We start from the raw sequence: 23,309 nt of genomic DNA, 5'->3' as shown, positions 1-23,309 counted from the left end.
CGTTATCAGGTTGTTACACTCATACTCGACACCTTCCTGAGCAATACAACGAGTTCTTCTACCTTTATCGGCTTGCTGATATAGTCGTCCATACCTGCGGCAATGCAAATATCGCTATCGCCCTGCATGGCGTTCGCTGTCATGGCCACAATAATTGGCTGCTCTCCGGTCATCTGTCGTATTTGTTTTGTGGCCTCAAGGCCATCGAGTATGGGCATTTGTACATCCATGAACACGAGATCAAATGCACCCTCACGCACAGCATCCACTGCCTCCTGTCCATTTTGAACGATTACCGGGCTGTACCCGAGCTTGCTCAGCACCCTCTCGGCTAGTTTTTGATTGACCAGGTTGTCCTCGGCAATCAGCACTTTGAGTGCGTGCTTTTTCGAAAACTCTGCGTTCAACTGGTTAGATGTTGCTGGCTCCTCTTTTGGTTTATGTGTTTTCCCCTTTAGTTGGTCGATAATAGCCTTATAAAGCTCACTTTGGCGAACTGGCTTTGTGAGTACGGCAGCAAACAGGTCTGTGTACGTCTTGTGATGATCGTTTCCCAGGGAACTCAAGAGGATAATGGGCGTATCCTTATGTAGCTTTTTCAAACTTTTTGCCAGTGTCACTCCGTCCATTTCCGGCATGTGCATGTCTGTGATGATGAGGTCGAAAGCACCTTGTCGTTTCACCAGTTCGATGGCTTCGCTGCCCGATGTGGCGACTGAGGCCGCCAGCTTCCACAGCTCTAGCTGGTTGCTCAAAATCTTCAAATTGGTAGAATTATCATCAATCACGAGCACCTTCTTTCCCTCCAATCCTGCAACATTGAAATGCACGTATGTGCGCAGCGCCTGCTGGCTGGTGCCAACAACTATATTGAAGGAAAATACTGTGCCAATGCCAGGCGTGCTTTGCACCTCAATTTCCCCACCCATCAGGCCTACAAGTCGCTCGCAGATGACCAGGCCAAGACCAGTTCCGCCATACTCACGGGTGGTTGAGCTATCGACCTGTGAAAATGGCTTAAAGAGGCGTTCAATCTTGTCTTCCTGAATTCCTATTCCTGTATCGCTAACATCAATTTGCAGTCCCAATGTTCCATTTGAGCTATCGCCCAGTTTTACATTGACGAAAATTTCTCCATCCTTGGTGAATTTGATAGCATTGCTAACAAGGTTTACCAATACCTGTTTCAATCGGTGACTATCCCCCACTACTTGCGTAGGCACATTGTAGCCAATTTGGTAGATGAGGTCAAGCCCTGCCACAGTCGCTCTGTTAGCGAACATGTCCAGCACTTCTTCGATGCAGTTTCTCAGGTCAAAATCTTTTTCTTCGAGCTCGATATTGCCTGATTCAATTTTTGAGAAGTCGAGTATGTCATTGATAACGCTAAGGAGCCCTTCACCGCAAATTTTGATCGTTGCGGAGTATTCCTTTTGTTCGTCGTCAAGTGGGGTTTCTGCTAAAAGAGAGGCCATCCCCAACACACCATTCAACGGTGTTCGTATTTCGTGACTCATCGTAGCCAGGAAAACGCTTTTGGCTTTGTTGGCTTTTTCTGCGTCCAACCTTGCCTGCCGCTCCTGATTCGTGGATTTCTCCAGCTGTTTGGTTCTTTCCTCTACCTGCTTTTCGAGTCTGAATTTTTGACTTTTTACTCTTCCCATCTTAATTCGGTAGTAACCTACCAGAAGGCCTGCCACAGCGAAGCTGGAAAATACTTTGAACCACCATGTTAGCCAAAAAGGTGGAAGAATTTCAATTTCAAGCTTAGCTACATTTTCTGACCAATTACCTTCGTTGTCCAATCCTTTGACCAAAAAGATGTAGTTGCCTGGATCCAGGTTCGTGTACGTGGCGGAATTTTTATTACCAACTTTATTCCACTCCTCATCAAATCCTTCCAGCATATACTGGTACTGCTTCCTTTCGGAGGTGGTGTAGTTAAGTGACGCAAATTCAATGGTTAACACGGCTTGCTCAAATGAAAGAGTCACCTTGTCGGCCTCGGTAATATGACGTTTCAGTTTGTACTTGCTTTTGTCGGCAGCAGATATGGGCAGTTCTTCATTGAACACCTTGAAACTTGTCAAAACTATTGGAGGATCGAACGAAACGCTTTCTATGCTGTCCGGGTCAAAAACATTGAAACCATCATTTCCCCCGAAATAGAACATTCCGTTGCTGGATCTGAGGTAAGCGTGGTCCTTAAATTCCGCTTTCTGGAGTCCATCGGAGGCCGTGTAGTTTTTTATTTCCTTTTTGCCCGGGTTATATTTCGAAATACCGCCATTGGTGCCTATCCAAAGGTTGCCTTGCTCGTCTTCAATCACACCACCTACTGTGTTGTTAAGCAACCCATTTGCCGTCTGAATAACTTCGACAGACTGCCCGGTCTTGTCTACTATGTTTAGTCCATTGTCGGTACTCACAAGTATGTTGCCCCTGGAGTCTTTGGTAAGATTCGATATCATATTGCTTGATATCTTGCCATTGTCAAACAACGAGAACTCCTTTGTCTGTCTGTTAAGAATGTTCACTCCTCCACCGTGGGTGCCAATCAATAGATTGCCCCTCTCATCTTCCAGAAACGACGTTACATTGATATTCGAAAGGCTTTTTGAATTACCTTCTTCGACGACAAATCGCTCAAAACCGTTAGATTCCTTGTCGAATCGGTTCAGCCCTCCATGGTAGGTACCAACCCAAACAGTTCCTTCGTGGTCCTGGTACAAGCTCCATACATTATTGCTACTGAGGCTGTTCGGGTCAGCAGGGTCGTTCTTGTAATGCGTAAAAGTGTTTTTCTTTCTATTGAATACTGTAAGTCCATCGCCCCAGGTTCCAATCCAAAGGTTGTCCTCATTGTCCTTGATCACCGTGAGCACATAGTTTCCGCAGATAGTATTGGGATCTCCTTCGACGTGCTCGTAATGAACAAAGGACTTATCCGCTTCATTGAACAAATTCAGCCCACCGCCATCGGTGCCAATCCAAACATTTCCTTCGTCTTCCTCAAGAAAACAGAGTACCATATTATTGCTAAGGCTGTTGGTTGACTGATTGTGCTGATAGTGGCCAAATTTATTAACATCCTTGTCGACAAAATTTACGCCACCATTGAACGTCCCAATCCACATGGTTCCTTTGGCGTCTGCGAGAAAAGACCATATTGAATTGCTTTTCAGACCAAACTCACCTTCGCTCTTGGCGTAGTCAACAAAGGTGCCTGCTGCGGGGTCGTAAATCACAAGCGATCCGTTCTCGTGGCCGATCCAAATATTCCCTTCATCGTCTTCTCCAAGGGCATGAATCATTTCGTTACCCATTCTCTTTTGGGTTTGAACCTTGCTTACTTTCCCGCTTTCGTAGTCAAATAAATGCAAGCCGCCGCCGCCCGTACCAATCCATAGTCTTCCCTTTTTATCCTGATAAATTGCCCTGACATAATTGCTGGCCAATGGCGAGGTTGAGTCCGCCGGATCGTTGGCAAAGTGTGTAAATGTTGAATTTTTTCTATCCAAAAGGTTAAGTCCGCCTTTGTTTGTCCCGACCCAAACATTATCGCCTTTGTCGACATATACCGCCTCCACATTCTTGTCACTTAACGTCAGGCTGTCGGCGGGGTCGTGACTGTAGTGGGTGAACTTTTGCGTCCTTTTGTCAAAAAACTCGAGCCCAGAGCTCTCTGTGCCTATCCAAAGGTTACCCTGGCGATCCTGGGCCAAACTGACGGCAATGTTACTGGCAATGCTTTCAGGATCGTTACTGTTGTGTTGAAACCTTTGAAAACTATCGGCAAACCTGTCGTACCTATTTAGCCCTCCACCTTCCGTGGTTATCCACAGATTATGATTTTCATCTTCTACAATACCAGTTATCAGATTGGCGCCCAGGGTGGTACTGTCTTTAGTGTCATGGCTGTAAACGGTAAAATTATAGCCATCATACTTGTTGAGCCCGTCACGGGTACCAAACCAAAGGAAACCACGGCTGTCCTGCAGAATGCAGATAACATTGGTATTGGAAAGACCGTCGTCAATGCTAAGCTGGCCAAATTTAAAGTTTTTGTTTTGGGCCACCAGAAGGTCGGATGAAAGCAGAAGCATGGCAAAAACAAGTGCCAAAGGTCGCAGTGAGAGTGCAAGTGAATATTTCATAAGAGAGTGTAGGGTGAGTGCAGGAGGTACAATGTGTTGCAAGGAGTCGGTGCTAAGTTATGTCTGCCTCCAGTTCGATATCTATTGCCAATTGAAGCAAGGCTGCGCTGAGTGTGGAAGTGTAACGAGCGATCAGCACTGGATGCTGAGCGTAAAATGCGTCTTTAACCTTCTCGATTAATCTATTTAATTCGTCATCATTAATCATATCGATACTTACAGTAACCTTATGACATATTGTTGTGAAGGTTGCCAGATCTCCAGTCTGAGCTGACTCTTGTAATGCTTTATGAAGCTCCTTTACATTGTCAATCAGGAGAAAGCACAGTTCTTTTTTAAATTCCTGATCATTGTCTGCATAAAGTTCAAAGTCGATATTCAGTGACTTTGGCTGTTCGATCGATGTTGATGTGTTCATATCATTAATTTAAGAGAGGCAAGTTATTTATGTTTGGCGCAAGGAGTGAAAACCATAGCTGACCAATTCATACGATTATACCTAAATTATATGACCGTAAATTTACAAGCCGCCCGGGGGGCATTTTTTGGTTTACACGGGTGTTTCTTACATCCGTAGTTAAATCGCTCTAAACGAAGGAATTGGGGACGATCACCGAAAGGGGAAGGAATTAGCACTATTTTGGCGCTTCCAACAGCACTTGTTGAGTTCCCTCATCAGGCACAAACCTTTAAATGAAGACAGAAAGGTTACATGTTCGACCAGGCTTTATCTGATGTGCCAGTGACCTGAAAACGAAAAAAAGCTGCCCCTTTCGAGGCAGCTCCACTCTATAAACTCACTGGGTAATTAATATTTAGCAGGCTTGTTGGGGCCTGGCAGCGACTTTTGAATAAAGTCTCTGATGTGGTCATTGGAGGTCACCAGGTCTTCTGCCCTCAGGTACATCATGTGGCCGCTTCTGTAGCCCTCCCAGCGCAGTCTGTCCTTCAGCTTACCACTGGGATCCATTTGCCACATCGAATACTTGGCGTTGAAGTAGTCGGTGCCACCATCGTAATAGCCCGACTGGATCATTACGTGCATGTAGGGGTTTTGGGCCATGGCCTGGCGCAGGTTCTCACCGGTTTGATCGCCGCTTCTGTCCCATGGGTGCACTGGCCCGAAAAGGTTGTATTGTAAATCTGTTTTGAAGTTGAGCACGTCTCTCAGGTAGTAGTTGATCGCCGGAGCAAACTCGTGGTTCCACATGGTCAGCGCAGGGTCGTAGTCACGGCGGTCGCCCGCATCTTGCCTGTCAATTCCTTTGTAGCGGCTGTCGAGCCTGCCAATAGTCATTCCCTGGTCTCTTAGCAGCTCCTTCCAGTAAAAGTTGGTAGGTATCGCCAAATTGTGCTGAAGTAGCACCGACTCCTTTATGCCAGAGTATCTGGACATTTTAGCGGCCACCTCTTTCCTTTTTGCTTCAGTGATAAACCCACCTCTGGTCATAGCTGGAATCACCTCGTCGATGGTGTATGCTTCAACTTCGGGTAAAATATCATCAAGGTCTTTGGCCTGTAAATCGGCGGGAAGCATTTTATGGTACCAGGCAGTAGCGGCATAGTAAGGCAGATACAACGCATCATGCACGGGGCCGTCACGGTCAATTCCAAGGCCTGTAGGCGATACAAGGATCACCCCATTAAAGTACATCCAATGTGCGTTTTGCAGCTCCAATGCCAAACCTGAAACCCTGGTGGTGCCGTAGCTCTCCCCAATGATGTATTTGGGCGATGACCATCTGCTTACTCTCGACACAAACACATCCAGCCAGTCGGCCAGGTATTTGATGTCTGCGTTCACACCAAAAAACACTGACTTCTCTGCTTTTGGATCCAGTATGCGGGAAAACCCAGTGTTTACAGGATCGATATAAACAATGTCGGCCACATCGAGAATCGAATTAGGGTTCTCCTTCACCCCATATGGCTGTAGAGGATAACCTTCGCTGTCGATATTCAATACCACCGGACCAGTGTAAGCGATGTGCATCCACACCGATGCTGAGCCAGGCCCGCCGTTGAACGAAATCACGAGCGGTCTGTTGACCTTGTTCGTGATGTCAGTTCTTTCATAATAAGTATAAAACATGGAGGCTATTACTTTGCCATCCTCGCTCCATACTGGCTGAGTTCCAGCTGTGGCTTTGTATGGGATTTTCTTGCCTTTAATCGTTACCTCGTGAGTGGTAGTGACCGCCGATTCTGCTGGCAAGGTTCGTTCCGGCATTGCTGTCGCTTTCTCCTGGGCTTTGGCCACGGAAGCAGCACAGAAGATTAGCAGCAAACTTCTTAAAAGTATCTTTTTCATCATGATTGGTAAATGATAGTTGATTTAAGTCCCCGAAAAATAGACATATGTAAAGTTCGTTTGCTCAGAATCTTGATAGAAATCTCCTTGAGATGTTGAGTGGTAGCCACTGATGGAAGAATGTGCAACGGGCACTCAAAAAATGAAGCCGCCCCAAAAGCTCAAGTCGGTGTCTTGGCTTTTGAGGTAGCTTTTTCTTCTTTGTCAGTGCTTTCTACCTTTTACTGTTGATGTCGACCATTCCACTGTAATCAGCCTTGATTTTACTTAACAAGTTCGATAGCTCATCGTAACGGTCATATGCGTCTTTTCCTGGCATCTGGTCAGCCCTGTTCAACATGAAAGAAAGGTACCGGATTTGATCAACTAACATCGGCTGCATGTATATCCCTTCCGGGGTGGTCACCTGGTCCTGAAGCGACTGAAGCGCAGCCAATTTCTTCCTGGCATTTCCTGACTTGTTTCCGTTCAGGGCCTTTACCGCTTGCTTAATATCATCCTCCAAATGGCTAGCCTCTGACAATAAATCTCTTACCTGCAGTGCCAGCTTTTCCTGAGCCAGCAGCTCTTCCTGAGTAACGCCAGCGTCAGCAGCTTTCGGGTCGATCAGCACATCGAAGCTTTCGCTATAGGTATTACCAGCAATGGTAAACTTGGCTGTGTAAGTTCCGGGAGATATCATAGGGCCGTTGCTAAACGCTCTGCGTGTGTCAGCACTCCAGGCACCCACATGTGTCATATCCCATTGAAAGCGGTTGGTACCCACTTTGTTTGGCAGTCCTGGCTTGCCTCCTTTTGTAAAGAAGCCGGTGGCCATATCGGTCGTTCCCTTGTCAGTCTTGGGTCTGCTGGCGCTGGTGAACGAACTGACGGTGTTTCCGTCTTTATCGGTAATTTCCAGAATAATGTCCGACTCGGCTTTGTCTTTAAGGTAATAATCGATGGTGACGGCAGCGTCGGGATACTCTGGGTATTTCCCTTCTCCATTATATCTGTAGCGGAACCTATGAGCTACTTCGGGTTTGAACAAATGAGCTCCTTTTGATGAAACTGTCTTGATCGAATGCAGCGCACTAATATTGTCCATTATGTAGAATCCTCTTCCCATAGTGGAAAGTATCAGGTCATTGCGAAACACCTTGATATCGGTGATGGGTGTCACAGGAAGGTTTTGCTGAAATGACTCCCAGTTAGCTCCGTCATCGAAAGAAATGTACAGCCCAAATTCTGTGCCTGCATAAAGTACCCCCTCCTTTTCCGGGTCTTCCCGAATCGTTCTTGTTGGGTGATCGTCGGGAATACCGTTGGTGATAGCCGTCCAGTTACTACCGTAGTCAGTAGTTTTAAAAAGGTAAGGCTTCCAGTCACCTAGCTGATAGCGAAGCACAGCCACATACGCCTTTCCTTCCTGGTGCGGAGACGGCTCTACGCAGTCAACCCTGCCGCCCTTCGGCATATTGGGCGTCACATTGGCCCAGGTTTTGCCTCCGTCTTTGGTTACGTGCACAGGGCCATCGTTGGCACCCACCCAAATCAAACCTTCTTTCAGCCGTGATTCATTGATATCATAAATAGTGCTGTAGTACTCTTCTCCAGTCACATCACGGGTAATAGGGCTTCCCGAAATCACCTGCTTGTCGGTTTCGAAAGCTGTGAGGTCGGGTGAAATAATTTCCCATGTTTTACCATCATCCACTGTCTTGTGCAAATACTGCGAGCCATGATAAACCACTCCCGGTGTGTGGAATGAAGCGTGAATCGGTGCTACCCGTTGAAACCGGAATTTAAGATCTTTGGGGTTGTGTCCGTAAATATTTGAAGCACCAACGTAGTACTGCTTTTCCTGGCCCGTCCGCTTGTCATACACTCCGAAGCGACCTTTACAATTCGAATAGATAATGTTTGGATCACCAGGTTTTGGCACTGCCGGGCCTGTTTCGCAACCTCCCACTGCCATCCAGTAGCCGACAGCTCCTGATGGGTGATCATAAGGTGGGGCGCTAGGCACTGCTATCGTTGAATTGTCCTGCTGACCAGCATACAGCCAATAAGGATATTGGTCATCTACTTCCACCTGGTAGAGCTCTGCCGTTGGCTGATTGTTTTGTGTTGACCATGAGATACCTCCATTGAGGGTCACATTGGCGCCGCCGTCATTGGATTGTATCCAAATCATCGAATCATTGGGGTTGATCCAAAGGTCGTGGTTATCTCCGTGGGGAGGATTAAGCCTTGTCCAGGTTTTACCGCCATCTCTGGACCTGATGCCTGGGTTAGCCTGAGAGAAAACGTCAGATGCATTAAGCGGATTTACATCCACATTGGTATAATAAAACGGTCTGTTGACCAGATCTTCGTTGTCGCTTACATGGACGAAAGATTCCCCCTGGTCGTCGGAGCGATAAAGCCCCTGCTCCTTTACTGGAGCTTCAACAATGGCATAGAGCCTGAGCGGGTCAGCCGCACTCACTCCGAGGTCTATTTTGCCTATAAGACCTTCAGGCAGACCTTTTGTCTTTTTTTCCCAGGTTTTGCCTCCGTCTTTCGACTTGTATATTCCGCCCTCCTGGTATCCCCCACTGATGATTGTCCAGGGTGTTCTTTTGAATCTATACATGGAGGCGTACACAATATTTGGGTTATTGGGTGCGAATTCAAGATCTACTGCACCTACCGAGTCGGAATCATAAAGCACCTTGTCCCAGGTAGCGCCGCCATCAGTCGATTTATAAACGCCCCGCTCTTCATTGTTTTGAAATGCCTGCCCCATGGCTGCCACAAAAACTGTTTTTGGGTCGGTCGGATCAATCTCCACAGCGCCAATCTGCCCAACTTTCTCAAGGCCCAGGTGGCTCCAGGTTTTCCCTGCATCAGTTGATTTGTATACACCTTTTCCTGTGATCACATTGGAGCGGATGCCGTCAGTGCCTGTACCAACGTAGATAATATTTGGATCGGTGGCCGCTACTCTGATGGCACCGATTGAGCCAGTGGCAAAATACCCGTCCGATACGTTTTTCCAATTGATGCCATAGTCGGTAGTTTTCCAAACTCCGCCACCAGTTGCTCCCATATAAAATGTGCCTGGCTCGCTTGGAACACCCGTCACCGTAGTTACACGGCCACCCCGGGTTGGTCCAACATTCCGAAACTGAAAGGCCTGGTATATTTGTTTTTCTGACGGCTGAGCCTGCAAAGGAAAATTAGCCAAAAGAGCCAAAAAAACGGCACCGGCGGCATTTAGGAGGGCACTTTTTTTCATGAGTAAGGTCGCTTGTTCTAATGTCCCGAAGTTAGAAAAGTTGGTTCACAGGGTTAAGCCGTTTGTATAAAACTAGCTTACTGCGAAAACTATGACCAGATTGAGACCACTAACTCTGCTCCTCTGCCGTCTTCTTTCTCGACGATTGCTTACCCATGCCTCTGGTAAGCTTTGACACGTGACCCTGTACCATTCGGTCGACCTTTTCTCCTTTTCCTGACAGCTTACTTCTCATAAAGCTCTCAAGCGGCATGAGACAAAAAGCCACCGCTACCTGTAGAAAGAAGGACAAAACCGGCGAAGAATCTGTCTCAAAATTTGCCTCGACGATTGTCTGGATAAACTCAATGATCATGATGATTGTGAGGAAGGTAAGCAAGCGATTAAGCACCAGCACAACCATTCGGTCGCTTTTCGTAAGTCTTGAGCTCAAAAACAGCAGCATAGCGAAAAACAGAAATTCAGCCGCATAAAACCAGGGCCGCTGCCAATATGGTGGCACAACTGTGAAGAAAATGGATTCAAGCGGCTTCACGACTCCAAAGCTATTGCGGGTTTCTACTTGTAGCTCATACTTATCGGACGGCAAATACGAGAATTGAATCGTATTGTTATTAGGCGACCACTCCGACCATTGCTCATTCAAACCAAGCAATCGGTACCTGTACTCTATCTTAAGGATACCCGAATATTCCGTTTGATGGTAGAAAAAGCTCAGCGAGCTGTTCTCCTGTTCCACTCGCAATTTTGTACCTATCGGAAGTAATTGATTATTGACCGATCTGATGTGCTTCAGGAACGGATTGTAATTGGCCTCAAATGCCTTGTTGTGGTCGATGCGATAGAAATTGTTATCAGCGGTCACCACCCACAAATCCCCGTCTTTTTCAAAGTCAAGTGAAACAATATGGTCAAAAAGATTAAGAAAAGTAAAGGCGCCATTGGCCTCGGTTTTGGAGCCCATTTTATGCCAAAACCGTCCATCAGATACGAGCAAATGCCCGGCGGAACTTATGTAGCGGCTGGGTTCTGACATGCCCAGCCAGTCAAACTTCTCAAGTGTATCACCCGTCAGCTTGAAAAAGCCTTTTGCGTGCATAAATACCACGCCAAGGTTGGCATCGTCAATGCCCATTACGGGGTCAAGGTAGTCGTTCTTGATGGGGACTTCCCCAGCCTCGACAAGGGTATTATTCTCAATCTTAGCCCAATAAAGCTTCTGCGAGGTACACAGCCAGATTTTGCCGGTTCTGTCTTTGAAAATGAATTGGATAAAGTCATCTACATTCTCAAGCAAGATGGTTTCTTTCCATTTTCCATCTTCGTTCACAACTGTTAGCAGCCCGCCCCGGTAGGTTGATATCAGAATAAGGTTCTGCGCATCGTCATAAAACACTCTCCTCACCGCCTCTGAATATATTTGAACTGCTGCATCTTCCTTAACAATAAAAACGCCTGCCAGACCAGCAGCCATCATTTCATCATCATTAATGGGCACCAGCTGGTTGATTCGGCCTTCTACCCCCTTTATTTTCTTATAAACATAAGTGATGCTTTGCAACTCCTTCTTCACCCTTCTCACCATGACCGGCTCTGCCGTAGTAACCTTCTTTTTCCCTCCAATTTGACTTCTTGCCTTGGCGATGGCGGAAGCGACAACGGCTTTCTTAGGTGCCTCCGGTTCTTTTTTCTCCTCTTCCTTGTCTTCTTCCCCCTTATTCTTTTTCAAAAAGGAAAACAAGCCACCCTTCTTCTTTTTATCATCTTCCGGTTCTTCTTCGGCCACAGGCTCCTTTGTCGTCTCATCTACTTTCTCATCTTTCTTATTGAAACGCAAAAACGAAAAAAGGCCGTCGCTATCCTTTTTGTCTTCCTTTCTGTCGTCGGCAACGGTTAGCTGCGTGTCGGGATTCTTTTTTATATAGTAGACGATCTCGTCAAAGTTCTTGACCTGATCCAGATAAAAGAGCCCCAGGTTGGTACCGGCAAATACTCTTTCGTCGAAATGCCGGGAAGTGTAAAGCGTGCCATCAAGGCCCGGGTAGTAGTTGTAAGACTTGAACGGGATATTTGGTGACACTCTGGTGTATCCATAAGGATGCGCAACCCATAGGCCGGTGTCTTTGTCTCTGAATAATGTCTGGGTTTCGTTATCGGGCAGGCCGGTGTGGAAATTGACGATCTGATCCAGCTTTCTTCCCTTGACATCTACGAACACAACCCCACCTCGTAACGTACCCACTGCCACAAGTTCATCACTCATCCATGTCACGGAAAGAATCCTTGCTTCCTCCAGATACCCCTCATCGTCGAGTTTTAGCGGCACTAGTTGACCGCCGACGATCTGGTAGAGTTCATTTTTTCTATTGGCCCCAATCCATTGGTTACTGGCCGACTCACTCCACCCCAGCCAGGGGCCATTCTCTACAAATCTCGAAGGTAGCACTCCCTGTCCCTTGATCAGAAAGGTAGTGTCTGCATTGAAGGCAACAAGCTTTGAGTCAAAAACACCAATTTGTGTGACAGGTAGTGCCGTGGCTATTTTTTCCAGTTTTTCTGACAACGGACTATAGGCAAAAGCACTTTTCCCGTCAGTCATCACAAGCTCTTCACCATAACTAATGAGCTGTGTCATGGAGAGAGTCTGACTTGAAGAATCGTTCAGGCTTTGGAAAGCCAGGTTTCCAAAACCGTCAGTTGTGAGCATGCCAAAGCCATACGTACCTGCCAGGTAAATTATGGAGTCGTTAAGAGAAATAGAGAAGGTTGGCCCGGGGGTTTCTATCAGATCCCAGCTAGTGCCATCAAACTGCAAAAGCCCCTGTCTGTTGGCAAAGTACAGCCTCCCAAAATCATCTTGCTGGATGCTATAATTGATTTGATCCCTTTTGTTTTCAATGGGAGTAAAATGAGTTTGGTAGTAGTAGCCCGATTGGGCTACCGCCGTAGGTGTAATTGACAGAAATAGAAGCAGGCCAACAAGTAAACGTCTCATATGGGATCAAGGTCGAACCCCTAAATTACGGAATTTCGGAATGCCAAGTAACTGCAAACGATTAAGAAGTTGTGAATACTTTTTGAAAGGCAGTGTTGGGATTTCGGGCTTACTTGAATACCAACTGAAGCCAGCCGTAAAACTCCATTAGCCAGGCCACCCCGACGTGAAGCACGACACCTCCCCATATGTTCCGACTGTTAAGGGAAATGATACCCAAAACATAGCCTCCAATAGCTGAGCTGATAGCTTCAGTCATGGGCTTGCCGAAGTGCAGAAAAACGTAAGACGGCACCATAACAAGCACGGCATAGGCCCCAAAATACCTATAGAAAGCCAGCATGAGCACACCTCTGTAGAATAGCTCAACCGACACGAAATCACTCCCGTACGCTATTTCGTAGATCAGCAAAGGCCACCATTGACTTATGCCTAACTCGGTAGCTAGTTCCGGTCCTTTGGTACGCATGTAGCGAGGATAGTAGGCCTGCAAGTCCTGAAAAAAAGAAGCAAGGCCTATCACTACCACCATACCCAGAAACAACAGTGCGTAAGGCTTCCAGTCCCAGTGAGTAGAACGCAATCCGTAAAATGATTTGTACTTGTCCCTCTCGAACAGCAGATATAAGATCACCACGGGCAGCAAAACATTAACGAGGCTGTCTGCCTTTCTAAATGTGTAGCTGGCAAAATAGTATTCGTTGCCATTCAGACCGGCGACAAAACCGTCGAATGGTTTCCAGTATTGCGACAAGCCCGACACCGCAAACACCAGAACGGCCCGTAACCAAAAGCCAGTGTCTTTTACCCAGTCCTTTTCTCCCTTGAAATGATAAACAAGCAAGGCTGCAACGATGAAAGGAAACATATTGAATGCAGCAACTAACACCCAGCGTAACGCCGGACTATGACCTTTAATGACGTACTCATCGTAAAAGTCGAGGGAAAAGTTGAAACCAACACTGATACCAATGAACAGTAATAGGCTCAGGTAGAGGCCTGGATGAAAATTGGCCTTTTGAAAATCTATCAACTGACGAACAAGTGCTTTCATATTAGAATCTATAGCTGATTTTTGCTCGCATATACCGGTGGTTTTCAGCGCCCTTCACTTCTCTGGAAGTAGTTTTAAATGATAACTCGAAGTCAGCCTTTTTGTAAGCCAGCACAGCACCGTAGGTTTGACGCAAAACCGCTTTTTCCGAACGTTCATGGTACATGCTCTCCGGCCCAATAAAGTTACCATCGATGGTGGCATTATAAAGCACGTAACTTCCCTGCCAGCTTGCCACCAGGTACCACTCAATGAGCTTACCACTCCCCTTTGCTGCATTCAAAAGACTGTTGGTCAAATGACTTTTATTCAGGCTTCCCGGCAACCCATATCTCAATGTCACTTCTTGCGATACTTGATCGAGCACCGTGCCTACAGACATGGATGTGGAGCTCACCACGTCCAGTTTTTCACTAATCGCCCATTGCTTTAAATATGATGGTGTCAACATCAGCACCGGCGTGTTGTTGATCTGGTAGTCCCAACCCCTCGGAAGCCGTATGCCCAGACTGCCGTGCCACCAACGCATCAACTCCGCCGTTTGGATTGCCGGGCCGAGCCAACCCACATCAGCTTTCATGGTAAAAGCACTTGATGGTCTAAGATAATTCAGCTGAACTCCCAGGGTGGCCATCCCAGCATAAGGTCGATCAAGCTGCTCTAACTTATCCCAAAGGATGTTTTTAGGTGTATAGATGTAATGAGAGAAAACAACCTCGGAAGAGTATATGCTTCCTTCTTTCGGGCGACTGAAAGGTAGTCGGCTTTTCAAACTGCTGTATGACGCAAATACGCCGCTTGAGTAGTATCTGTCATAACTAGTGAAGAAGTATGCGTCGTTGTCAACTGTGAGTTGAACCTGCCTCAAAAAGGTGCTATCCGGATCGCTCTCAGCGATGGCATTAAACCCCCACGGCCACCCCTGAAATCCAAACACTAAACATAAAAGGAAGTTGATCTTTCGGGCCATCAAAAAGCGACTTTCAGGGCGTTCTTTTTTCGAAGGGCTGAAGTTAAGCTATTTTTCAGATTCGGTCATCCCATGCTTTGGGCAACTTCCGAAGCCGTGAGTAGAAAAAATGGGTAGAAAAGCAAAGCCCCGATAATTATCGGGGCATGCTTAGTATATGAGTATTAGCACAGTAATGCCTAAATATCGAATAAAATTTGAATAAATCTTAATATTACCGTATTAAGGATTATGTCTCACTACATATATTTAACGAAAATAGTTGGGTGATCTATCAACAGCCTATCCCGTAAATCACCCCTATTTCCTCAAAAACCTATCCTCAAACTTCCTCCGGTTGCCGCACCAAACGTTGAGGCGTCCCTACTCATATACTAAATTTTTCTATCAAGCTTCACCTCCTGAAGATCGGACTTGCTCACCTTTTTATTGAAGGAGACAATGTCCTTTTCGAGGATGGTCCGATAAGATGTCATGTGCCCATCGAGCTCTCCTTTCAAGAGGTCAAATACCTCGTAAGAGCCCTTGGTTGGTTTTCCGTCGCCACTTTCTACACTCTTTCGCAGGTAGGCCAGCCTGTTGTTCAACCTTATCGGGAAATTCAACGGATCTTGCGAACTCTGATTTTTCACCTGATAAAGCGCTTCCTCAACGGTAGAAAGCTTAGACAAAAGCACCTCGGCGTCCTTTTTCAAAGCCTTGTTCTGCAACACCAGCGTGTCGATTTGCGCTTTCAACAAACGGATGTCTTTTACGGTCTGATTAGCCATGGAGGTAGCATTTTTTATCTTCATTGCCAGCTCAAACTGCTCTTTCACATCTGCTTCCGTCACGCCTGTAATCCTTGGGTCAAGCGCCACTTCAATATTCTTGGTTTGCACTTCACCATTGACAGCTACGCTCACTGTATACTTTCCCGGAGGTGCATAAGGCCCGAGCTGTGGCCTGGCAGACCATATAATCATGCCCTCAAAGTCGACAGCACCGGGATACCTTAAGTTCCACTCATACTTATTGAGTCCCTGAGCGGTAGTTGGTGCCGTAGGCAGGCTTCCATACCACCTGGCCGACTCATCTTCGTCCTTCTTTGGCTCTGGTAACGTCCCCTTTTCCTCCAAAATCACGGTACCACTGGCGTCCTTAATGGTAACAACTACCTCATCGGCCTGTTTTGGCAGGAAGTAGCTGATTGTAGCACTTTCCACTCTTCTAACAGCCCTGTCAGGCTCAAAAAGCGTATAGTTGGGATTGCCAGAAAGCCTGGCATACTCTCTCAGTGGCCCAATATCATCCAAAATATAGACCGACCTGCCATGTGTGCCCGCCACTAAATCTCTGTCGGTCACCATCAAATCGGCGATTTGCGTGTCTGGCATGTTTAGCTGCAGGGCATTCCAATTGGCACCATCATCAAACGACACCCAAACGGTGTGCTCTCCACCTGCATACAGCAAGCCTGGAACTTTGATATCCTCTCTGATAGTATGCAGGTAATCATCTGATCTGATGCCGCTGATTATTTTTGTCCATGTTTTGCCATAGTCGTGAGTTTTCCACAGATATGGAGCCCTGTCATCCATTTGATAGCGCTTTCCAGCTACATATGCAGTGCCTGGGTGATGACGTGAAGCATCGATGACACTCACCCTTGTGTCCTTTGGCATATCGGGCGGCGTGATATTGCTCCATGTCTTCCCAAAGTCTCTCGTAATATGTACCAGGCCATCATCTGAGCCAGCCCAAATCGTGTTGACATCGTGGTAGCTGGGTGCCAACGCAAACACGGTCGCATAAATCTCAGGCCCGTTCATATCCATGGTGAGTGCTCCACCTGACATGCCTAGCGTGGCCGGGTCGGCGTAGGTCAAATCAGGGCTTATCTTTTGCCATGACTGGCCTTCATCGGCAGACACCCACACATGCTGTGAGCAAGTAAAAAGAAGGTTATTGTCTACAGGTGAAAACACGATAGGAAATGTCCATTGCCAGCGTTCAGGCAATGATGACGAAGGTTCACCTGAAAAGAAGCGTGGATAAACCTGCACGTCTCTTTCATGACCTGTTGCCCTGTTATAGCGTGTCAATAGTGCTCCCTGGCTTCCTGCGTAGAAAATATCTGGGTTCTTAGGATCCTGAGCGATGTAGCCGCTTTCTCCACCACCTGGTGAATAGTAGTACTCGGTTTTCGGCCCTCTGGCGGTCATAAAATCCCAACCGTCGCTTGGAATACACATCGTGGAATTGTCTTGCTGAGCTCCACAAATGTGATATGGAAAGTCGTTAGTCACCATAATGTGATAAAACTGAGCCGTTGGGAAGTCCAGATCGGTCCAGGTTTTGCCACCGTTTACCGACACAGTGCCACCACCATCATTGGAAGCGATCATGCGCATGGGGTCGTTGGGATCAATCCAGAGATCGTGGTTGTCACCATGTGGCGGCCTGATTGTGACGTCAAACTTTTCACCGCCATCGGTAGACTTATAAAAGCCCACGTTTAACCCATATACCGTATTCTCGTCTTTTGGATCGGCGTAAATACGGCTGTAGTAAAACGCTCTTTGCCTGAGCTTGCGTTCGTCGTTCACCTGCTTCCAGGTTTTGCCAGCGTCGTCAGAGCGAAACACACCGCCATCGTTGGCTTCAACAACAGCCCACAGCCTGTTTGGATTAGCTGGCGAAACTGTCACACCAATTTTACCGACAGGCCCTTTCGGCAACCCAGGGTTCCTGGTGAGTTCAGTCCATGTATCGCCACCGTCAATTGACTTATAAAGGCCGCAGTCAGGGCCACCACCCCACATTTTGTAGGGCGTGCGGTATACTTGCCAGATAGTGGCATAAACTACCTTTGGGTTTGTTCTGTCAATGATGATATCAACACCGCCTGCTTTATCACTTTTGTAAAGCACTTTTTTCCAGTTCTTACCGCCGTCGGTTGTTCTGAAAATGCCTCTTTCTTCATTATTTCCATAAGGATGCCCCAGTGCAGCCACAAACACGATATCAGGATTCGTTGGGTCAACTCGCATCCTGGCAATCGCCTGGGTCTCTTTCAAACCAATGTTTTGCCAGGTTTTGCCAGCATCTACCGACTTGTAAACACCATCTCCCTGCATGATATTACCTCTGAACTGGGTTTCGCCGGTTCCTATATACACAATGTCGGGATTGGTTTCCGACACGGCCACGGCACCCACCGATGAGCTGGTCAGCTGGCCGTCGGTTACTGGTTTCCAGGTAGTGCCGCCATCAACAGTTTTCCAGAGGCCACCACCTACTGCCCCAAAGTAGTATTCGTTCGGCCGGGAGGGACTTCCTGACGCACCCAGCGACCTTCCTCCCCTGTTAGGCCCCACATTTCTCCATTCAAAGGCTTTGGTTAACAAAGTATCAAGGGTAGTAATAGGCTTCGTGGGATAGCCTTCCGGCAGTTGCCTCGCTTTGATTGTAAACGAGAGCAAAATGCCCGTAACAAGTAAATAGTATCTGTTTAACTTCATATAATAATTGATAAATTGAACGATAGGGTAATATAGGGAGCGAACCATTTCACAGGAAGCCGCTAATGGAAAAGCCTTTAAGACCCTGAAAAATCAGCTACTATTTACTCCTTCACACCAGGATTGACCCAAAGGTGGCTGAACCAATGCCAATGACCGTCGCTGTCTTTTATGGTAAGGGTGTACAGGGTTCTCCTGCTTCTCAGAGCGCTGCCTGGTTTTGCGGTGACCTCTATTTTGTCACCACTCTTTTTCTTCTCAAGTACACATGATCCTCCCTGCACAAAACACTGAAGTTGCGATTCCATCAGGTTTGACTGATCGAAAGTGACTTGTAAAGTGGGTGATGGATCATTGGCGGTCATCAGGAAGCTCTCCGGCTTCTCAGCAGTGACCTTCAATGCACGCATATTGGCTTTGGACACAAATTTTTCCAGTGACGAAAAAGCCGATGCCATCGGGAACCTCGGTAGGCTAAATAAATTGCTTTCGGCATGCATCACACCGGAGTTTTGAGCCAGCCCTGCCACAAACCCCATTTCTTGCACCACTTCGGCCATTTTTGGATCGAATTCACCATAAGGATAGGCAAATACTTTGGGCGTAATACCTAGTCGCTCCTTTATCAGCGCTTGTGCTGTTTCCACATCGCTGCGAAATGCCTCATACCTCGCCGGTGCTGACTCATTCAAAAAGTAGGCATGAGAATGACTGTGATTTCCTATTTCTATTTTGTTCGACAGGCAATCTTCAAGCTGTTTCCAGTCCATGTAGGAGCTGCCCCCCACCGTTTCAGTATTGATGAACACGGTGGCAGGGAACCCATATTTCTTCAACAAGGGAAGACCATTTTTGTAAAAGCTTTCGTAACCGTCGTCTATGGTAATAACAGCCACCCGTTCCCGCTCGCCTGGCTTTTTCAGGTAATCAACCGCCTCAGAAATGGTCAATACCTTAAAATCATTTTGTTTGAGATAGTTGAGATGGGCGTCAAAGTTTTCGATGGAGATGTTGGTAGAGGGATACCGGCTATCCCCCACCCTGTGGTAGACAAAACCGACCACTTCCCGGTTCATCTGCCCGAGCAGCGTACTACTGGCGGTCGTCAACAATAACGCCACCAACCACAACAACCGTATCGATAACATAGCCGAAAAGTTTAACGGTTCTTTCTTCAACAAAATACGCCGGATCGAGGCGATAATCATCATACTGCGTCATCCTATTCTGCCGGATGATAGTTGCCAATTGTTCCACATACTCCTCACGCCTCTCAGAATAGTATTTGAGGTAAGGAAGCAAAACGTTCACGTTGTCAGTGGTATCTCTCGCTTCTCTGAATCTCCGGTAAGCCCTGCTTCGGGCCACCAATCCAAAGTAACCATAAATAGAGGCCGACACATCGTCGTACTTTCTGAGATAGATCGCCTGGCCGTTCCTTGAGTAGATGGACTTGATTCTCGGTTCGCCCGACCGGTACGACCATATACCAAAGAGGTTATTGGCCTGTTGAAATATGCGTGAAGTACCCCAGCCAGATTCTACTGCCGCCTGCGCCAGAATAATACTGTTAGGATGGGTTTTCATGCGACGAAGCAACAACTCTCCGGAAGCAGTTTTATAAAACTCACTTTGTTCGAAATAAAAGGCACTGTCCTCCTGTAGCCAAATGGGCTTGTTCAGTATTTCCCTGATTTGATTTCGTTCGTCCTCTATCCTGTGCTTTGCCAAAAGAATGGAGGGCAACAGTGCGGAAATGAACTTTAGCTTGGCCTGATCCGGAGGCAGTTGGTCAATTCCTTCAATTTCATGATACAGAATAGGTGCCACCAACGAATCGACCAGTAGCTCAATGCTATCCGGGTGGTTGGCCAATACTTCCCTGGTTTTGATATAATGCGTCCTATCAATTGAAAAATTGACAAGTACAGCAGAAAAACCTACCAGGATGAGCAGAATGACAAAAATGATCGTCTTTCTCAAAAAGGGTGTTTAGTTGATCAATCTATCTTTTAAGATAAGCTATTAAATCGGACATTTGGTCAACGGAGATGGAATTTTCAAATCCCGCAGGCATCGCCGATATGTCCGAAGCTTTCAACGACGATATTTCATTTCTGTTTACGGTCGTTACATTACCAGCTGCATCTTTGATACTTAGCGATGAGGCTGTTTCTGACGCAATCACTCCTGTTATTTGCTCACCGCTTTTATTTTCCAACTCCCAGGTTTCAAACCCGTCGGCGATTGATCGATTGGGGTTGATGATATCGGCCAGAATAAACGACGCATCCCTGTTTCTAATAGTGCCGAGATCAGGACCAAAACTACTCCCACCTTCTCCTCCTTTTTGATGGCACACAGCGCAATTGGCCTTAAATACAGCCGCTCCAGCCACCTGATCACCCTTCACATCAAGTGCCTGTTGATATTTTTTTACTAATTCTCCGGGAGCCTCATTACTCGCCGCAAGCAGTCGTCTCGCCTTTTTCCGCACGCCGTCGGTATAGCTGTTCATCAGCCTTACCTTGCGTGGCCAGGCAATCGTAGCCTGGTCAATACTCCCCGCTTCCACTGCATCGAGCAATGAATGAGAGCCGGATTCGCTGTTGAGAAGATGTCCCATAGCATTATCTCTTACGCCAGGGGTAAGGCTGCCCCAGCGTTTCACAATGAGCTGAGAGGCGGCCGGGCTGTTGATAGCCACTATGGCGTTGATAGCACCCTCTTGCACGGCATCTGGCTCCTGCGCAGACACCAGCGTAGATAATCTTTCTACATAGGCCCCATTGTCAGACTTGGTTAACAAAAGTAACGCATCAGTTCTTAAGCCCGGACTGGCTCCATTGTTCAGTGCCAGTTGCAACGCCTTCTCCTGAACATCCGCCAAATCCGATGCCTCAATGCCAGGCAAGTGGGTAAGCAGTTTCATACTGGCTGTCCTGATTTCGGCTGGCGTGCCGGCACTTAATTGAGCCTTTAGAAGTTTTATCTCGGCTTTAGCACTTCCAGCCTCAAGTCCACTTCTTCTTACAACTTTTTCAATTCCATCAAGTACGGCAGACTTCCACCAGGCATCCCGCTGCATTTGGTTGCCAGAGAGTACCTTCCCAAGGATCTTTGACGTGGCGGCTTTATCCCCGGAGAGCGCCACAACAGCGGCACAATTGGAGAAAAACATGGCCGTTCCCTCCGAAGGAGTATCCGTCAACGTTCTCATAGCCTCCGATAGCAACTCACTTTCTTTCCCGTAGCTCGCACTCAGTGCGGCTACCTGTACCCATCGATCACCAATGTCCTTCCGAAGCAGTTCATGACGAGCCTCAGTGGCCTCTTCGGTCTCAACAAAGCCCAGCGTACATAAAAGCTGAAACCGCACCCTGGCGTCAGCATCGCCAGACATACCGATCAGGGTCGCAGCCAATGTTGGCCATGCTGTCAGGTGTATTTCGGCCAACCTGATGGCATTTTCCCTCACACCAGCCTCCTGGTGTTTCAATCCCCTCTCTATGAGCTCATCAGTCAATTGACCTCTGCCTTCCAGTGCCCAAAGCCCATGCAAAAAGCCAACTGCACTCTCATTGCTGGCCACATAATTAGTCAGTGCGTCATCTGAAACCAGCACTGGGTTGCCCACTATCAGGCGCTGTGCATTTCTCCGCCACCATATATTGTCGCTGCCCAGCAACGCCACAATTTCATCTGGGTTCATCGCTGGAATATCTATGCTTCCTGCCCAGTTCATGGGAGGCGTTCCTTTGGGCGATATTCTATAAATTCTGCCTTGATTCGAGCCATTGTACAGTGCTCCCGAATTGTTTACCTCTTCCGACATCCACTCAGGATGCTCAACGATCTGTCGATAATAGTCGATCATGTACAAAGCACCGTCGGGGCCAATATAAAACTGAACAGGTCTGAACCAGCCATCTGTAGAAGCCAGAAACTCCTTGTTCTCAACCAACCTGCTTGCATTGAACGACGCACCTTTGGCAGTAACCCTATCCGCATGTACAAGATTATGCACTGGCTCCGCCACAATAGTCACATTCTCAAAGCCCTTGATCAAACCGCCCTGGTACCACATAACGCCACACGAGGAAGTAATAACGCCGACATCCGTCAACAGCTGATGGGCAGGATTTTGTGTGATGGGAAATATCTCTGCTGCACTACCATGGTCTGGTATGTTCTCCATGGCATCGGCAACAACCAGGTTGGGATTGCGGGCCAGGTACCTGGCAGGAATTACCTCAGTGAAAAGATGGTCAGCATTGCTGGTGCCAAAATGGCGGCCCCAGGCGTCGAAAGTTTGCCCGTATTGCGACTCGCCTGAAAGCATCTCTAATTGGAAGGAATCAGGCATGAACCTTACGTTCCGGCCATTGGCGTCAATTGGCAACTTTGGTGCGCTACCATTGGCTGGAAAATGCACTTCACTCCCCTCGTCGCTAAATTCTTTAACGCTTACTTTGGGAGTCACCATTCCCTGGTGTGCCACATAAATCCAATTCTCGAGGCCATACACAGGTGTATTGGCAATGTGCTGCGGATTAGTCACGGCAAATCCGGTCAAGACTACTTCTCTCTTATCAGCCTTTCCATCACCGTTTGTATCTTCGAGGTAGAGTACATCCGGCACGTCTACAACGATCAGCCCATTCTTCCATCTCATGAGGCCGGTGGGTAATTTAAGCCCGTCGGCAAACACGACGGCTTCGTCAAACTGCCCGTCGGCATCGGTGTCCAGCAGTTGTTTTATCACGCCGCTGCCGGACAAGTCCAGGGGGTACCCATGCATTTCCAGCACATAGGTTCTTCCCATCTCATCCACTTCCATTGCCACCGGATCGGCCACAAGCGGCTCCGACGCAATAAGTTCGATTTGGAGGCCCTCGTATAGTTCGAAAGAAGCCAGGGCCTCTTTTGCTAACTGCTCAGCTTCTTCTTTGTCCCGCTGCGAAGCGCAAGAAGACAAGACGACCACAAGAGAGAAAACGAAGGTTTGCTTAAATGTCATAAGGTAGGTTCGGGTGTGTTACGACAACAATTTATCA

At 47.4% G+C, this 23,309-nt stretch carries 11 protein-coding genes; all 11 read right to left on the bottom strand.

Annotation, left to right across the window (positions count from 1 at the left end):
* Window positions 1–5: 5 nt before the first annotated feature.
* The 11 genes from RIG68_RS08565 to RIG68_RS08515 all read right to left on the bottom strand — a co-directional run bounded on the left by RIG68_RS08565 (window position 6) and on the right by RIG68_RS08515 (window position 23,272).
* The gene (locus tag RIG68_RS08565; protein ID WP_350121116.1) at window positions 6–4,157 is read right to left on the bottom strand and encodes a hybrid sensor histidine kinase/response regulator; all 4,152 of its coding nucleotides are present in this window, start codon (window positions 4,155–4,157) and stop codon (window positions 6–8) included.
* 52 nt (window positions 4,158–4,209) lie between these two features.
* A complete protein-coding gene (locus RIG68_RS08560) occupies window positions 4,210–4,575 on the bottom strand; it encodes a hypothetical protein (RefSeq protein ID WP_350092866.1) in 366 nt (121 codons plus the stop codon).
* 390 nt (window positions 4,576–4,965) lie between these two features.
* Entirely contained in the window at window positions 4,966–6,468 is a 1,503-nt protein-coding gene (locus RIG68_RS08555; RefSeq protein WP_350121824.1) for a S10 family peptidase, read from the bottom strand.
* Window positions 6,469–6,682: 214 nt separating this feature from the next.
* The gene (locus RIG68_RS08550) at window positions 6,683–9,730 is read right to left on the bottom strand and encodes a WD40/YVTN/BNR-like repeat-containing protein (protein WP_350121114.1); all 3,048 of its coding nucleotides are present in this window, start codon (window positions 9,728–9,730) and stop codon (window positions 6,683–6,685) included.
* A 109-nt stretch (window positions 9,731–9,839) separates the two neighbouring features.
* The gene (locus tag RIG68_RS08545) at window positions 9,840–12,725 is read right to left on the bottom strand and encodes a triple tyrosine motif-containing protein (RefSeq protein ID WP_350121111.1); all 2,886 of its coding nucleotides are present in this window, start codon (window positions 12,723–12,725) and stop codon (window positions 9,840–9,842) included.
* A gap of 109 nt (window positions 12,726–12,834) precedes the next feature.
* Complete coding sequence (locus RIG68_RS08540; RefSeq protein WP_350121108.1) at window positions 12,835–13,779, bottom strand: CPBP family glutamic-type intramembrane protease; 945 nt, start codon at window positions 13,777–13,779, stop codon at window positions 12,835–12,837.
* Window position 13,780: 1 nt separating this feature from the next.
* Complete coding sequence (locus RIG68_RS08535) at window positions 13,781–14,749, bottom strand: lipid A-modifier LpxR family protein (RefSeq protein ID WP_350121105.1); 969 nt, start codon at window positions 14,747–14,749, stop codon at window positions 13,781–13,783.
* A 374-nt stretch (window positions 14,750–15,123) separates the two neighbouring features.
* Window positions 15,124–18,252, bottom strand: a complete 3,129-nt coding sequence (locus RIG68_RS08530; protein ID WP_350121102.1) for a VPS10 domain-containing protein — start codon at window positions 18,250–18,252, stop codon at window positions 15,124–15,126.
* Window positions 18,253–18,356: 104 nt separating this feature from the next.
* Window positions 18,357–19,400, bottom strand: coding sequence for a polysaccharide deacetylase family protein (locus RIG68_RS08525; protein ID WP_350121099.1), 1,044 nt, complete (start codon window positions 19,398–19,400; stop codon window positions 18,357–18,359).
* Window positions 19,345–20,235 (bottom strand): glucosaminidase domain-containing protein, encoded by an 891-nt coding sequence (locus RIG68_RS08520; protein ID WP_350121095.1) that lies wholly within the window; start codon window positions 20,233–20,235, stop codon window positions 19,345–19,347. The genes RIG68_RS08525 and RIG68_RS08520 overlap by 56 nt, the downstream gene beginning before the upstream one ends.
* A 22-nt stretch (window positions 20,236–20,257) precedes the next feature.
* Entirely contained in the window at window positions 20,258–23,272 is a 3,015-nt protein-coding gene (locus RIG68_RS08515) for a PVC-type heme-binding CxxCH protein (RefSeq protein ID WP_350121092.1), read from the bottom strand.
* Window positions 23,273–23,309: the final 37 nt, after the last annotated feature.

The sequence above is a fragment of the Imperialibacter sp. genome (genome assembly GCF_040222385.1).
Lineage (GTDB): Bacteria > Bacteroidota > Bacteroidia > Cytophagales > Cyclobacteriaceae > Imperialibacter.
The sequence above is the reverse complement of the archived record's forward strand: the minus strand, read 5'-3'. Positions and strand labels throughout refer to the sequence as shown.

Excerpts from the sequence above, each read along its gene's own strand:
- RIG68_RS08525 (WP_350121099.1), bottom strand. The coding sequence starts at position 19,400 with ATGTTATCGATACGGTTGTTGTGGTTGGTGGCGTTATTGTTGACGACC.
- RIG68_RS08545 (WP_350121111.1), bottom strand. The coding sequence starts at position 12,725 with ATGAGACGTTTACTTGTTGGCCTGCTTCTATTTCTGTCAATTACACCT.
- RIG68_RS08555 (WP_350121824.1), bottom strand. The coding sequence starts at position 6,468 with ATGAAAAAGATACTTTTAAGAAGTTTGCTGCTAATCTTCTGTGCTGCT.
- RIG68_RS08560 (WP_350092866.1), bottom strand. The coding sequence starts at position 4,575 with ATGAACACATCAACATCGATCGAACAGCCAAAGTCACTGAATATCGAC.
- RIG68_RS08530 (WP_350121102.1), bottom strand. The coding sequence starts at position 18,252 with ATGAAGTTAAACAGATACTATTTACTTGTTACGGGCATTTTGCTCTCG.
- RIG68_RS08515 (WP_350121092.1), bottom strand. The coding sequence starts at position 23,272 with ATGACATTTAAGCAAACCTTCGTTTTCTCTCTTGTGGTCGTCTTGTCT.
- RIG68_RS08535 (WP_350121105.1), bottom strand. The coding sequence starts at position 14,749 with ATGGCCCGAAAGATCAACTTCCTTTTATGTTTAGTGTTTGGATTTCAG.
- RIG68_RS08540 (WP_350121108.1), bottom strand. The coding sequence starts at position 13,779 with ATGAAAGCACTTGTTCGTCAGTTGATAGATTTTCAAAAGGCCAATTTT.
- RIG68_RS08550 (WP_350121114.1), bottom strand. The coding sequence starts at position 9,730 with ATGAAAAAAAGTGCCCTCCTAAATGCCGCCGGTGCCGTTTTTTTGGCT.
- RIG68_RS08565 (WP_350121116.1), bottom strand. The coding sequence starts at position 4,157 with ATGAAATATTCACTTGCACTCTCACTGCGACCTTTGGCACTTGTTTTT.